This window comes from Bremerella cremea (assembly GCF_039541315.1).
Taxonomy (GTDB): Bacteria; Planctomycetota; Planctomycetia; order Pirellulales; family Pirellulaceae; genus Bremerella; species Bremerella cremea.
Genome location: NZ_BAABFZ010000009.1, coordinates 1 through 14,068 on the forward strand (window position 1 = coordinate 1; position 14,068 = coordinate 14,068).

The following is a 14,068-nucleotide window of genomic DNA, read 5'->3' on the forward strand; positions in this document are numbered from 1 at the left end:
ATCCCAGAACGCAAAACGCCCGCAAATTACCGGGCGAAGCGAAACTTAGCGAATCTACGCAAAATAGAAAGGTAGGCCAGGCAGGACTCGAACCCGCGACCAAGGGATTATGAGTCCCCTGCTCTAACCGACTGAGCTACTGGCCCAAGGTGTTTGACAGCAAGTGCTTATGACGACCGCCAGGTGACCTGGGAATCGCTTTCTACGCCCGATTTTACGCCTGTACACTATCTCCCTAAGTTGGGAAGTGGACAGAAACTGCTCTAAAATCGACCGAAAGTACTGCGTCAAGGTTCTAAGTCTACCGGCGAATTGCCATCTGAACCATACCCGGCTTTCCTTCTCGTTCTTCGTGTGCCTGGGCGATGGGGAAAGCAGATCGCCGCAGGTATTTTAGCTGCTTTGGAGGCTGGCGACGTTCGGATGCCGCACCATTCCAGGGCACTCGCGATTACACTCGATGAGAGAAAGATCCGGAAGAGAATGTTTCGTGGGAATGGTTGCCAGTTGGCACTATCTCAATCTGGACGGCTGAAAGGAAAGAGTGCCGCTGAAGTCCTTTCTTAAATCGATCGACCGCTCGTTCAACCAATAGAGTTATTGGAATCATGGCTATCGCACGGAACATCGTCGCTGGCAGGATAGGCCCCGATGACGAGCACATGATTTCATTCGTGAATACTCACGATGTCATGAAGAACAGACCTGAATCCCAACCAGGCAATGACGAAACTTCTGGTGGCAATCGTGCTGAGACACTCGAGAACGCTACTGATTTGAAATCGACTTCAGGCGACCAGGGTCACGCCTGATTTCATCCGCGTTTTTTAGTGCTGCTGCTATTTCTAAATCACAGCTAAGATTAACGCGAACATGAAGAAATCCAACGATTCACCTTCTTAGCAGACAGGCACGGATGTAAACGCCGTGCCAATCTTTCTCGCGCGGACGATCTTAATCGCTCGTACCTTCAACGTTCCCTTGATGCTCCACGGCAACTTCGTTTATTCGCGGCCGTGAAGCTGGTCCGGTGCTGGTCGTTCTGGATCGCGGCCGCGGCGACCGGTCCCGATGCCGTGGTACGAAGGTAGCCGAATCGAATAGACCAGCACGCCGATCGTCAGCGGCACGACCAGCCACATTGCGTGCAGCACATTCGTTCCGCTGATCAGGCATAGTCCGACCAGCGCGACGAAGCCGCCGGCCCACACCAGTTCCGGTTTGCGAGGAATGCGGAACACATTGCAAAACAGAAAGAAGTGCCCCAGCACAAACGGCATCAGCCACGCCAATGGGCCGATCAGGCCCAGCGCGAAGATGGTCGCCGCGGCGCAGATCGCGATCGCCAACGCATCGGTCATCGAAAAGCGAAATCCGTGGGTTGGCCAGTGCCGAGGCATCGCTACACTTCCCACTCGCTGCGAACGATCTGTCCGGCTGCATCGACCTGACAGGTCCACGTGCCGAACCGCGTCGCGTAGTTGCGGATCCGCAAGTCACGACAGACAAACGTCGTGTGCCCGTTTTCGGTTTGCTGTTCGACGGCATGATAAAACGTCGAAAGGTCGCGCATCGCTTGCCAGGGTGGAAGTTCTCCGACGGTGCCGGGCATGGCATCGTCGAGTAGCGGAATGCGTTGCACGTCTCGCTCTTCACCCCGCCACAGATCGAGCGTTGACGTCACGCAGGCCTCGCCCCAATCGCGGCAAACCAGAAACTGCCATGGAAGCCAGGTCGTCGGTATCACAGAAATGCGCGGAGGTGGCCGATCGCCCGATGGTTCCGACATCGATACGGCAAGTCGGCGTGCCCGCGCAGCGATCATTCCACGTACGGGGATCATCAGCAGCATGCCTGCGACATAGCCACCGGAGATCCATGCCAGCCAGGTTCCGTTCCCCCACGACCATGCTACGAGCGACAAGCCGATCAGCGTCCAGAGCAGCATCGGCAGATCGATGAAGAAGATCCAGTCGAGCGCCATCCTGCTTCGCTGGAACGGCCAAGCCCAGCGAACCCCGTACGAGTTCGTCAGGTCGAGCCCCACATGCATTACCATGCCGATTGCGATGCCCAGCAGCAGTAGGCTCCCCTCTGCCTGCGAGGCATTCCACAAACCAGCCGCCGCCAGACTAACAAACGCGACGGCTGCGACCGAATGGGTGTACGTTTGATGAAATCGAATGAATGCCTGTTTGCCGCCCAGCCGCGAGAACGCGTCGAGGTCTGGCGCGACATTCCCCAACACCACGCCGCAAGCCAGCTCTGGCTGCCAGGCCAATAGCCCCGCCGCCGAAGTCGCCCCAATCAAAGCATGCGTCACGATGTCCATCCCTGCATCGTACGCGAAAGATCTCGTTTGGGCGCCGGTTTGGTCAAAGTGGGACGCGATGGATGTGGGGCGATTTTTGTTGGTATGACGTTAACGCGGAACGTATGATCGGAACTTCTCGCCGTTGCGTTAGCATTCGTAGCATAGAAGCTATGTTCAACGACCGCAGCCCCTTCAAACCCCACAGGCCCCAGCATGCAAGTTCACGTCGGCTCGCCAAAACCATGCATGACTGTTCAGCAAGCGATTTCGAAACTCGCCCCAAGCGAACTGAATCGCCCGACCGTCTCGACGATCCCGATGCTCGACTTGATGATCCACCATGAAGACCAATTTCAAGAGATCATCGAAGAGCTAGGCATGGGCAAACCTGATTGCCTGACTCTGGAATACACAGCCGGGCCATTTGCTGGTCGTGGCACGGCATCCCACACTGATGTCATGCTGCAGAATGCTGAGCAGTCGCTGGCGATCGAAGCGAAGTGGACGGAATCGATGTATGAAACGGTTGAGAATTGGCTTACCGGCGCTAAAGGCGAAAACAAATCCAAAGTGCTGCAAGGCTGGTTTACGCAGCTACGCCACTACAGTTTTCCTGTTGACTACCAGAAACTCATTTACCAAATGGTGCATCGTGCAGCCTCAGCCGCCGAAGCCGGAGCTTCTCCAGGCATGGCCTATTTTCTCTTTGAGGTGGAAGGATTCAGCTCAGGGGCTTCTCAAGATGCAATTCAGTATGAGCTAAAACGCCTCCGCACGTTTTTACCTGCCTCGTTTCGACTCCATACGGTTAAGGTCCATTTAGAACCAGCGAAAGCTTACGAGACAATCCGCGGACTTGAACCTGGAGATAAAAAGACCTCTGAGTCAATAGTTTCAAGGCTGCAGCGCAAGGCAAAGCTATTCACACTTAAACATTACAACGTAACATCAGTTGAATAGTCATTTCGAGGCACGGACAGCGGCTTACAACGGACGTTGGAACGCATGTCCTCCTCTGATCGATAAGTTAAAAAAAGAGATTACCGTTCTCGCGACCAGCATGACAGCAATCGAGATGAAGAATGACATTCAAATCCGTCCAACACCAATACGATCAAGGGAGGTTAACCTCCCTTGACGCCATCTGCAAAATCCTTCGAACGCTCGATCCAGAGCGAGTCGACGAGTTGGCGGATCTCGGTAGCGAACTGGCTTCAAAGCTTCGTCAATTCACCCAGACCTTCGATCCGCACTTGCGGTCGACAGGAGAAATGCCAACCGAGGAACAAGTAACTCTTGTTAGACGTTGGTATCAACAACACGACAGAAACGAGATCGGCTGAAAGGGGAGAGAGAGCTGGCTGGTGTTCTCCAGCAATGACGAATACCAGCTTGGAATCTTGGGTATGCACTTTTTGGAAAGCCGCGTAGGTAAATCGCTAGCCAACAATAGCCCAATCTGTCCATGTCAGCAAAACGGCCGGGAATGATCGAACACGCTTGCCGACAAGTTCGGAGAGTCTCTTCTTGGCGTGCAGACCGCAGACAAATTCTTTGACGACATATTTCGCTCCGTCGTCGGACTGAATCACAAGCGTAAAGCAAGGGCCGGTGTTCGGAATGATAATACGCGCTTCTGGCATGACAGAGGGTTCGATTCTACAAATGACTCCTCGGAATTCGGGCACTTTGATGAATTCATCAAGGGTCATCACCTGCGCTACGGAATTGCCTCCACCTCTTGCCGATACTTCGCTTCTCGGCGTCTCGCGTAAACGCACCTTCGGTTCTGCGTTCCACCCAAGGAGCATTATGAAAGCTACACAGACAAAGCACAGTGATGTAGTCGCGAAAGAGAACCTCGCCAATTGATTAACTTTCACCGCTAGAACTCCCACGGAAATTCGCTGCGTAAGTCAGATCGAGCCGCGTTCGGCGATTCGGTAACCACGCACTGGCCACCATCGATATCGGGGTCGCATTTTAGATGTACCAGCCTGCCGGGGGCTTAGGCAATTCCAAGTGCTTTCTTCCATTCACCCAGCAAGCCAACTTGGATCATGCTGTCCGGTTTCCCGCCCTTGATCCGTCCGACGTACGTTTGGTCCAGAGTAAAGCTAATTTCCAAGTCGGTTTGTCCGGACAATTTCGTCATTGCATCCACGATCGCGGTCACTTCTTCCAGATGCCGTCGATCGACGTCCTTGGGTAAATCGGCTCCGAATGGTGGAAGTGCCGTGTAGATCTCCAAACTGCCGCCAATCCATCGTACTTCGCCATCATTTTCGTCTGCCAGCGTCGGTGGCCCGATCACCCATGTCCGACTTTTAGACAGCGTGGTGACCACGGTTCGCATTTGATGCCACAGGTCATCGCTCAAATTCCGTCCGCTTGCATAGAAGCAAAACGTCGATCTGGGGTGATTTGTCTTTACGCGTTGCTCCATGTCCTATCGATACCTTCTGACGATGAACACTAAAGGTTATCCCGCTTCAAGGACCGGGCCGCTAAGGGGACGCACCTGAAGCTAGTGCATCGTGGTTGTTCTGGTTTCTCACTTCCTTCCATCCTCTTCCGCTTCCCCTTGCGAAATCTGCTGAACCGCAGCCTCCGCAGCTTCTCTCACCCAGTCGTTTTCTTCCTCTTGGGCTATTTCCTTCAGGCGGGGAAGGGCAGTGGACGCTTGCTCTTTCAGGTTGCCCAGCGCGACGGCGGCGGCGTGTCGTACGAAGATGCCGAACGCGATATCGTTGTCATCCAACGCAGCGATGTAGGCATTCAGGAGCTGGGGTGAAGGATTGGGGAGTGCTCCTAAGCTTTCAATGACACACGACCGTACCAGCGCGTCTTCGTCTTTCAACGACTTTAGCAATCGCGATTTGGCCGTCTCTGGGGAAATCGAGACGATTGCTTTCACAGCTTGAAAACGAACCATGGTTTCTGGATGCCGGAGCGCGTCGTCCAGGACAGGCAGCGCTGCTTCCGCCTGGGGCCCCAACTTGCCTAACGCCTCCGCGGCTTCCTCTGGGACATCGGTGGCACTTTCGTCATCTTGAACGGCCGCGATCAAATGGTCGACCGCTCCCTTTGAATCGCCGTCGAGCCTGGCAATGGCAAACGCCGCAGCGACGCGGACGAGCGGGTCCGAATCGCCGCTCATCATCGGGCGAAGCTTCACCAGGGCAACCTCTGCTTCTTTGCCCATGCCTGCCAGGGCCAGCGCGCTGTCGTATCGGACCGGGCGTGTACCCGCCGCATCGGGTGCATAGTAATGCCAACGGTTCTCCTTGTCGTCCAGCAGTTCGACCAGGCGAGGAACGTTCCGCGAGCCTGCTTCGCCGAGCTCTCCGAGTGCCTGGATCGCCGCCGCGCGGACATCGGGCGATGCGTCGTTCAGGGTAGTCCCCAGTACCAAAGCCAAGGCCTGCGGATCTTTCTGAACGGAAACGATCGCCGCGACCGCTTCCAATCGAATCGCTTTGTCCGGGTCACCGAGAAGTCGCTCGAGTGTCGGCAGGGCGTCCGCCGCGTCCTCTTCCATTTTCGATAGCGAGCGAATCGCAAGTTTGCGGACGTCTGGGTCCTGGCTGCGATTCAGGCATTCGCAAATCGGCACCACCGCAGGCTTGCCGATCTCGGCCAACGCCTCGACTGCCGTTGTTCCCACCGTGTCGACTGGGAACGTAATCGGGACGTAATCAGGGATAAAAACCGCGCGGCGGTCATCGGCCAAAGAATCGACCACCGTCTGAATGGCGAGATCGGAAGTTGGTTTCCGCAGCCCAATCGCGCTGATGGCTTCGGCGCTCTTGATCGCGTCTTCGCCTTGCACGATCGCAACGAGATCTTCCAGCGAAGGCTGCGGGGCCTGGGCGAAAGTCTCGACACGGCATGCCAGGATGACAACGACAAGGATCAGCAGGAATCGCATTGGGGATCGACGACCTTGGCGACGGAACGGCGACGTTCGACGCGCCGCTGAAGTGATGGGGCTAATGAGTCAGACGAGCCTATTGTTGTCCAATTTTCGGTCGCGGACAAATATTTAGGAGGGTTCGAGAAACCAGCCGACGAGCGGACGCTTCCGATCGAAATGCAGTCGTTGCCGAAATGCGTTACTCGCTGTGATCGTCCGTCCATCCTTGGATTGCCAATTCGACATGCGACCGGAAGCTGGCGATGTCGTACGACAACTTGCGTTTCTTCAGTTTCACCGCCAAGGCATCGACCGCCGCCAGCAGTTGCTTGCCAAGGAATGCACGCTGCTCGGCCACCGGCAGCTCGGCGAAGTCGCGGTGGAGGTAGAGGTCTGCGTAGAACGCCTTCTGTTTTGCGTTGAACGCCCCGACCTTCAATCACGAATGCGCTTCTTCCGCGGAATCGGGACGGTGGAGGGTGAAGTAGAACTTCTCGATCGCGTCACCATAGGCCTCCGGCGTCATCGTCGCGCGAAGATGCTCGGCCAGTTCCTTCCGCAACGAAACAACCGATCGCGCGGCGTCCGAACGGCCGCAGGAGACTCCCATCACGATCGGCATTTGGCGCCGATAGTTTCTCTGCGACGGAAGCGAGTCACGGTCCACAATCGGATATTCTTTTCCGGCGTTCTGCTGCCAGTCGATGGCAGGCCGATCGGGAAAATCGGGACTGGGGCGAAATTCTGGATTCCAAATCGTCCAGCCTGCTTTCCGCTTGGACCATCTTGCGAGCTGGAAGCGATATTCGTTTTGAGCGGTAACGAATCTCGTTTCCCAGCAGTCGCCATTGAAGTGGCTGATGGCGTCAACAGGCTCGCGATCGTCCCATCCGATAATCGCAAGGGCCTCACAAACTCGAACGGCCGCGGCCCACTGGTCGGCGTCCGAATATTCGATCAGTTGATCGAATCTCGCCAGCAACTCCGCCCGAACTTCGTCCCCGTTCCGCGATTCCAGAAACGCCGATAGCTCGTCGATCGTTTCCAACGCCAGGATTGTTTCGACAATGCTCATGAATTCGTTTCGATTCGCCCAACGATGTAGAGGTTCCTGCGCACAACCAGTGCATAACACCAGCTTCGCATCTTACGTGTGCCACTGGCCAGTGAGAAGAGAGCAGAAGCTTCACCGCCTAGTGGCGTTTCACCACGATGCTCTACGGCAAGCAGGAAGAAGCCGCGTTGCCTAGCTCACTCGCCCAGCGTGCGGTACGTGATTTCGTGACAGCTGGGGGGAGTCGAGGTGAACACGTTGTACATAGAGCCTGGCTGCCCGTGGAAGATTGGCTACATCGAATTTTTTAACGGGAAGCAGCGAGATGAGTTGCTCGAGGCAGCTGAGTTGATCGAACAGTGGCGCGTCGAGTACAACACGGTACGCCCGCACAGTTCGCTGGGGTACCGTCCACCAGCACCGGAGGCAGTTCTTCCAGGGGAAGATCGTGGAAGACGATCACTTAACGACTGGTTTCATGCGTGGGAACAGGTCAGGAGTGCATGATGTTGCATATTTCGCTTAGAAGTAAAGTTGTGTTGTTCATTTTGCTTTCTGTTTTAGGATGCATCTGTGCTGTATTGAGTGCCAATGTTGTCAAGCATGATGACCATGACGCCGCTCAAATGCTTAAGGAGGATGGGTTTCTTGTGATGTACACAACTTCAACAGATGCATTCGGATTTTCCAGAACCCGAATCACGGGACTTGAGCTGCATTTGCCGGACTTTCGTGGGAAGATCGAAAATGGTCGAGCCCTAATTAACGGTACGCCAGCTATGGAGGCAATCCAGCTCTGCCAACATCTGTATACTTGTGATTTAAGTAATTCCGATGTGACTTCCAATACAATTGGCAAGATGACGTCAATCTCCAAGCTGCGATTGCTGGATCTCACCAGCACATTAGTTGATGACGAGTTATTGGCGTCCCTGCGGTCAAACGAAGTGCTTAATGAGTTGCACTTGGATTACACATTGATAACAGATGAAGGGCTTGCCCAGCTCCAGAACAGTCAAACGCTTGAAAAGCTAATTGTTGGGGGCCAGTTTGTATCCGGGAGATTCCTTGCAGCATTGAAGGGCAACCAATCGATTCGGATATTGATCGTGTACGATTCCCAAATAGATCCGGAACTCCTCAAAATACTTCCGGACACCGCAATCGAGACACTTGTTCTCAGTTGCAAGCCTTCGGAGATACCAGTGTCGGCTATTGTCAAGTCGAGTGTGACATGGATTAACATAAATTGGGATGAGCCACTTGATTCTGCAGACAAAGCTGCCAAAGCAAAAATGAAGAGTGCCAAGCCTGGATTAGAGGTCTTCGCTGGCCCACGCAACACGACCTAACTCATGGTGGCCTGCTATCAAATTCCTGATCCATTCGTCATGAAGTCTTCCAGCCGATTTCGGCAAGGAGATTTCGACGATGTCAATCAAGAGACGGCTGGCTGCCTGGCACTGGCAACACCTCACACCAGCATCGCATCTTACGTGTGCCACTGGCCTCTGGCCAGTGAGAAGTGGGCAGATGCTTTACCGCCCAGTGGCGTTTCACGACGATGCTCTACGGCAAGCAGGAAGAAGCCGCGTTGCCTAGCTCACTCGCCCAGCGTGCGGTACGTGATTTCGTGGCCGCTGGGGGGAGTCGAGGTGAACACGTTGTACATAGAGCCTGGCTGCCCGTTGAAGATTGGCTACATCGAATCTTTCAACGGGAAGCAGCGAGATGCGCTGCTCGATCGAGAGATCTTCGCCACGCTGCTCGTGGCAAGAGTGTTGATCGTACAGTTGCGAGTCGAGTACAACACGGTACGCCCGCACAGTTCGCTGGGGTACCGTCCACCGGCCCCGGAGGCCATTCTTCCAGGGGAAGCTTCCTTGAAGACGATCACTTAACGACTGGTTTCATGCGTGGGGGCAGGTCACACTGTTTCGCTCGCAGGAGTAACATACAATGATTTCAAGGCGCCGCTGGGCATCGTCCTGTGGCATGTTAATCGTAGCCCTAGCGATGTCCTGCGATTATCCTGCGGGACATTCACAAAATCAATTTAGCGTGTCTGCTGATGCAGAAGGACATGAATCGTATTTTCCCGCCACGATTGTCTATGCTGGAGAGTTATGGGAACGCCGGGACAGTACATTGCGTCGGTGTGAGTATGGCATTGAGTGCTATTATGGCAGTGTCCGAGAATCTACGCGCTCCTTGCGCGTGCTATCTGGGGATGATAGGTCGTATATTCGGTGGAGCTATAGAGTATACTCGCGGCAATCGCAAACGGGCATTAGGATCCGGGAAAAGATACTGTTTGTCGACAGAGATGATCAAGGAACTGAGATTGCTTGCACGGACGGCGAATTGATTGGCCCCATGCGCAGATTTTATTGTGATGGCACAGTCAAGTATGAAGGCGAGGCATGTTTCGGCGAGAAGAATGGGATTGGGCGTGGTTTTTATCCAGATGGCACACTTTGGTGGGTTGGCATCCATAACCGAGGAGAGTTTGTGGTGGAGTCTCGTGATCCTCCTGTGTTTTACACTGAGGATGGATTGATCGATGACCAAGTAGACACTGCTGAGGAGATGCTTGAAGAATTAAAACGATGGCACAATCTGCGATCAGAAGGAACGTGTGAATCGATGCAAGAGTTTGCGATGCGGATCGAGAAACAATAGTTATTTATATTACGCCGGAGTTCGACGGCTTGAGCGGCTGGCTGGCACTGGCAACACCTCACACCAGCATCGCATCTTACGTGTGCCACTGGCCTCTGGCCAGTAAGAAGCGGGCAGAAGCTTCGCCTCCCAGTGGCGTTTCACGACCATGCTCAACGCATTGCAGGAAGAAGCCGCGTTGCCTAGCTCACTCGCCCCGCGTGCGGCAGGTGATTTCGTGGCCGCTGGGGGGAGTCTAGGTGAACACGTTGTACATAGAGCCTGGCTGCCCGTTGAAGATTGGCTACATCGAATCTTTCAACGGGAAGCAGCGAGATGAGCTGCTCGATCGAGAGCCCTTCGATACGCTGCTCGAGGCAAATGTGTTGATCGAACAGGGGCGCGTCGAGTACAACACGTTATGCCCGCACAGTTCGCTGGGGTACCGTCCACCGGCTCCGGAGGCAGTTTTTCCAGGGGAAGCATCCTTGAAGACGATCACTTAACGACTCGTTTCACTCGTGGGGGCAGGTCACGATTGGCAGCGACAACATTGCATATGGCACAACCAAGTGAGTGATATTAGATCACGCAACAGTGTGGGTAAGGATTTACCCTGGACTAAGGCCTGTGCTGTATATCACAGGTGGGTGCCGGATCTAACAAAAGGCGCGGTCGCGTTTTGAATATGCAATATATACCGTGGGCATGCACGTCAGTCGTTACTCTGTGGGGTGTTTATGCGTAGCGCGCATATCCTTCATGGTATCCTGTCCAGCGACTGGAGTAGCAATATTGATGCACACATTGGCGAACTTGCGGACGTTCTAGAAATCGAAGGGGAGTGCCTTGATCACAGCCTTCCTAGCCTAAACCTTGTTGAGCAACGGATAGTTAACAATTGGTCGGGTAGGAGTTTCTACGATCAGCGGAAATACCTGTTTTCGCCATTGCTGGCCTACACGGGAGAAATCGTACGTCGAGCATTGGACGGAGAGTGGTTGATTGAGAACGATAGTGAAACCAACACGCTAGTGCCTTGGGTGGTTGATAAATTTTCGCGTAGATATTATTTGCTCGGAATTCTGGACCCATTCGATCCTTCTGGGCCTAACATCCAGTACTTGGGATTGGGGGCAATGGTTAGACTCATTCCCAAGTGTCCCGTGGAGGATTGTTAGTACTGACGTAGTTCCCAGCTTTCGACTGGGAACTATAAATAACCAGTAGCAATGGTGGCCTGCTATCAAATTCCTGATCCATTCGTCATGAAGTCTTTCAGCCGATTTCGGCAAGGAGATTTCGACGATATCAATCAAGAGACGGCTGGCTGGCACTGGCAACACCCCACACCAGCTTCGCATCTTACGTGTGCCACTGGCCTCTTGCCAGGGAGAAGTGGGCAGATGCTTCGCCTCCCAGTGGCGTTTCACGACGATGCTCAACGCATTGCAGGAAGAAGCCGCGTAGCCACACTCACACTCCCAGGGTGCGGTACGTGATTTCGTGGCCGCTGGGGTGGCCGTCCCGGGCCATCGGTTGGCTCAAAGAATCTCGCCGTGTCTTCGTTGGGTACGACAAACGAACGTCGTCCTAACTAGACTTTGTGCAGGTCGCTGCCATGCGTCGACTGTTGCTGTATGTTTAAGGGAAAGTGCCTAGTGGCACGCATGGAACGATTCGCCTTTTTAGCAGCGCGGATCTAGAACGCGTTCTTCCGTCCTAGTGTCGATTTGCGCTGCACCTCCTGTTTAGTGATTATCAACAGACATGAATACCACTGATTTCTATGGTGATGCTGACAGGTGTTTTGACATGCAAGACTATTCAGGCGCGGTTGCATTCCTTCGACGGGCCATGATGAGTTCAGAGCCTAGTCTTGAAAGCGTTGCGAAGTATTCCAGTGTTGCCCAGGAGGAGCGGGTTGCATTTATCCATTCCCTGACTTTGCAGTTTCCCGATTCGTTTGAATGTCACTATGCATATGCAAACGCGCTTTCGAGGACCTATCGTCGAGAACAAGCGAGCGATTTTATTACAGCACTCATGGCATCTGATCAGTGGCCTGACTTGCGATGTCAAATCATGCTTAGATCACTCCGTTTTGAATGTTCAATTCGTCTCAAGGATGCTAATCTGGCAATTGAAGATTTTCAAAGCATCCTTCAGCTTGCAAGCAGTCGCAAAGCTCTTGCTGGTTTTCGAAAGATTCTTTTCAAGCGCATCGCATCTATGGGGCATGTCGCGGACTCTACTATTATTTTTGAACTTTCAAAATCAGAGGATCTTCATGACGGGGAATCAGAGTTTCTTCGCGTTAAATCGCGAGAGCTAGAACTGCTTTCCCAATTCTAGAGGCACAGTGCCGAGGTGAAGCACCTGGCCAGACTCAAAGTCCTGTACCGCTAGGACGCCACTGGCCTCTGGCCAGTAAGAAGCGGGCAGAAGCGTCACCTCCCAGTGGCGTTTCACGACCATGCTGTAAGGGAAGCAGGCAGAAGCCGCGTTGCCAAGCTCACTCGCCCAGGGTGCGGTACGAAATTTCGTGGCCGCTGGGGTGGCCGTCGCGGGTTGTTTGGATGGCGGACGACGCGTAGCCGTGGGCTGGGTTGCGGACGTAGCTCAGGTACGTTTCGATGCCGTCGTGATCGGTGTTGTCGGCGGCGATGATCGCGCCGGGGCGGAGGTGCGGTTCGACCACTTTCAGCACGTCCAGGTACATCTCTTTCGCCCCGTCCAAGAACAGAAAGTCGACCGACTGGGGCATATCGTTCTGCAGCGTCTCGTAGGCGTCGCCAATGCGGAACTGCACCAGTTCCACCAGGCCGGCGTCGCTCAGGTTTTGCCGGGCCCGGGTAATCTTCTCAGGCTCGAACTCGGTCGTGATCAGTTGCCCGCCGCCGTTGTCTTGCAGCCCGGCCGCCAGGAAGATCGTGCTGATTCCCATGCTGGTGCCGAACTCGACGATGTTACGCGATCGCGATGTGCGGACCAGCGTGTACAGCAGCTTGCCGAACTCAGGACCGATCGCCATGTAAACGTGCCGCAAGGCATGGAACAGCTCGCGTGATCCGCGCGGGTAAGGTGGCTGCGGTCCGCCAGCGCGCGGCGAAAGAGGCGACTTTTCGGCGTCGGCATACAAGTCGTTCAGCAACCGTTGGATGCGAGGGGAAGTGATCGTACAGGTCACGAAGTTGGCTCCTGGCTGGCGCGTCGTGGGCGTGGCGTGGAAGGTTATCCCTTCTATTCTTGCAATGCGTATTCCCGCGGTGAACCAGACCATCGGGTGTCCCATTTTTCGCCAGAACCACCCTAAAGAGGAGCGATGGATCGGCTGTGCTCACTCCGGCTTGGTCCGGTGCAACTTTTCCCACGAATGGGCCGCTTCGTCGCGGACCACGGTGTCGACGTGCGTGCTTAGAGATTGCAGCATCTCGCGGGAAGCGTCGGTGTCGATCTCGCCCAGTGCTTCGGCGACGTTCGCCATCGGACTGGGAACCAGACGCGCTTCCGTCCAGAACTTCGCAGTCCAATCCCAGGCAATCGCCGGGGACCAGCGGGCCACGACCGGCAACAGTTGGCTGGCCAGGTAAACCTTGTCGGCAGCCAGGGCTCGCTCGATCGCCGCGACGACCTCAGGCAGCAACTGGGTATAGCCGCTACGGGCCAACGCGTTTTTCAGGTCCGAGCGAAAGTCGCATTCGCCGTACAACGCCAGCAACTTGGAATAGATCCGCCGCTGGTCTTCTTCACGGCGGGGTGATTCCCCGAGCATTTGAAACAGGTGAACCGCTTCGGTCAATTGATCGAAGACGTCGTTGTCGCCGTAGATTGAATGCCGCACTTCGACGCCATGCTGGTCGATCCGCTGATCAATGAGTTGCTCGAGCGTTTCGAGCCCTGCGTCGAAGCCCCACGCCGCCAATACCCGGGCCGCTTGCTTGCGGGCTTCCCAGTCTTCGTGCGAGAGCGTCTTGAGCAAGATCTCGACCCGCGTTTCCGACGGCGCATCGAGCAGTTGCACTTCCTCCAGGCCGATGACTTCGCCCTCGTCGTCGCAGTACAAGGCCGCGTAGATCAGGCTTTCAGGATCGTCCCATTGCATCAGCTGAAAACCTTCCGT

The 14,068-nt window shown here is 54.8% G+C and carries 13 protein-coding genes, 1 tRNA gene and 3 pseudogenes; 7 read left to right on the forward strand and 10 right to left on the reverse strand.

Features of this window, described 5'->3' with window-relative positions:
* Window positions 1-72: 72 nt before the first annotated feature.
* The 3 genes from ABD890_RS23245 to ABD890_RS23255 all read right to left on the reverse strand — a co-directional run bounded on the left by ABD890_RS23245 (window position 73) and on the right by ABD890_RS23255 (window position 2,332).
* Window positions 73-146 (reverse strand) — tRNA-Ile (locus ABD890_RS23245).
* An 858-nt stretch (window positions 147-1,004) separates the two neighbouring features.
* On the reverse strand, window positions 1,005-1,400 hold the full coding sequence (locus ABD890_RS23250; RefSeq protein WP_345095095.1) for a hypothetical protein: 396 nt from the start codon (window positions 1,398-1,400) through the stop codon (window positions 1,005-1,007).
* Between the two features lie 2 nt (window positions 1,401-1,402).
* Entirely contained in the window at window positions 1,403-2,332 is a 930-nt protein-coding gene (locus ABD890_RS23255; protein ID WP_345095097.1) for a metal-dependent hydrolase, read from the reverse strand.
* Window positions 2,333-2,560: 228 nt separating this feature from the next.
* Between ABD890_RS23255 and ABD890_RS23260 the strand changes: the two genes are divergently transcribed.
* The gene (locus tag ABD890_RS23260) at window positions 2,561-3,274 is read left to right on the forward strand and encodes a DUF6946 family protein (protein WP_345095099.1); all 714 of its coding nucleotides are present in this window, start codon (window positions 2,561-2,563) and stop codon (window positions 3,272-3,274) included.
* A 479-nt stretch (window positions 3,275-3,753) separates the two neighbouring features.
* On the opposite strand, the gene ABD890_RS23265 is transcribed toward ABD890_RS23260, so the two are convergent.
* From ABD890_RS23265 to ABD890_RS23285, 5 genes are all read right to left on the reverse strand, one after another.
* Window positions 3,754-3,957 carry a hypothetical protein gene (locus tag ABD890_RS23265; RefSeq protein WP_345095101.1) on the reverse strand — a complete coding sequence of 68 codons (204 nt, stop codon included), beginning with the start codon at window positions 3,955-3,957 and terminating at the stop codon, window positions 3,754-3,756.
* A gap of 365 nt (window positions 3,958-4,322) precedes the next feature.
* Window positions 4,323-4,661: a hypothetical protein gene (locus ABD890_RS23270; RefSeq protein WP_345095102.1), complete on the reverse strand. Its 339-nt coding sequence runs from the start codon at window positions 4,659-4,661 to the stop codon at window positions 4,323-4,325.
* A gap of 207 nt (window positions 4,662-4,868) precedes the next feature.
* The gene (locus tag ABD890_RS23275; protein ID WP_345095104.1) at window positions 4,869-6,245 is read right to left on the reverse strand and encodes a HEAT repeat domain-containing protein; all 1,377 of its coding nucleotides are present in this window, start codon (window positions 6,243-6,245) and stop codon (window positions 4,869-4,871) included.
* Window positions 6,246-6,429: 184 nt separating this feature from the next.
* Window positions 6,430-6,669, reverse strand: coding sequence for a hypothetical protein (locus ABD890_RS23280; protein WP_345095107.1), 240 nt, complete (start codon window positions 6,667-6,669; stop codon window positions 6,430-6,432).
* Window positions 6,670-7,305: a hypothetical protein gene (locus ABD890_RS23285; protein ID WP_345095108.1), complete on the reverse strand. Its 636-nt coding sequence runs from the start codon at window positions 7,303-7,305 to the stop codon at window positions 6,670-6,672.
* Window positions 7,306-7,518: 213 nt separating this feature from the next.
* Here ABD890_RS23285 and ABD890_RS23290 point away from each other — a divergent pair.
* The 6 genes and pseudogenes from ABD890_RS23290 to ABD890_RS23315 form a co-directional block, all read left to right on the forward strand.
* Window positions 7,519-7,791, forward strand: a pseudogene (locus ABD890_RS23290) (integrase core domain-containing protein); the annotation flags it as partial.
* A complete protein-coding gene (locus ABD890_RS23295; protein WP_345095110.1) occupies window positions 7,788-8,636 on the forward strand; it encodes a leucine-rich repeat domain-containing protein in 849 nt (282 codons plus the stop codon). The pseudogene ABD890_RS23290 and the gene ABD890_RS23295, both read left to right, overlap by 4 nt.
* Before the next feature lie 297 nt (window positions 8,637-8,933).
* A pseudogene (locus tag ABD890_RS23300) lies at window positions 8,934-9,185 on the forward strand (integrase core domain-containing protein); the annotation flags it as partial.
* A 115-nt stretch (window positions 9,186-9,300) separates the two neighbouring features.
* Window positions 9,301-9,966: a toxin-antitoxin system YwqK family antitoxin gene (locus ABD890_RS23305; protein ID WP_345095112.1), complete on the forward strand. Its 666-nt coding sequence runs from the start codon at window positions 9,301-9,303 to the stop codon at window positions 9,964-9,966.
* Window positions 9,967-10,205: 239 nt separating this feature from the next.
* Window positions 10,206-10,451 (forward strand): annotated as a pseudogene (locus ABD890_RS23310) (integrase core domain-containing protein); the annotation flags it as partial.
* A gap of 1,264 nt (window positions 10,452-11,715) precedes the next feature.
* Entirely contained in the window at window positions 11,716-12,300 is a 585-nt protein-coding gene (locus ABD890_RS23315) for a hypothetical protein (RefSeq protein WP_345095113.1), read from the forward strand.
* Between the two features lie 160 nt (window positions 12,301-12,460).
* Here the strand turns inward: ABD890_RS23315 and ABD890_RS23320 are convergent, their stop codons facing one another.
* Together ABD890_RS23320 and ABD890_RS23325 are read right to left on the reverse strand one after the other, a co-directional pair.
* The gene (locus ABD890_RS23320) at window positions 12,461-13,135 is read right to left on the reverse strand and encodes an O-methyltransferase (protein WP_345095115.1); all 675 of its coding nucleotides are present in this window, start codon (window positions 13,133-13,135) and stop codon (window positions 12,461-12,463) included.
* A gap of 150 nt (window positions 13,136-13,285) precedes the next feature.
* The gene (locus ABD890_RS23325; protein ID WP_345095117.1) at window positions 13,286-14,050 is read right to left on the reverse strand and encodes a hypothetical protein; all 765 of its coding nucleotides are present in this window, start codon (window positions 14,048-14,050) and stop codon (window positions 13,286-13,288) included.
* Window positions 14,051-14,068: the final 18 nt, after the last annotated feature.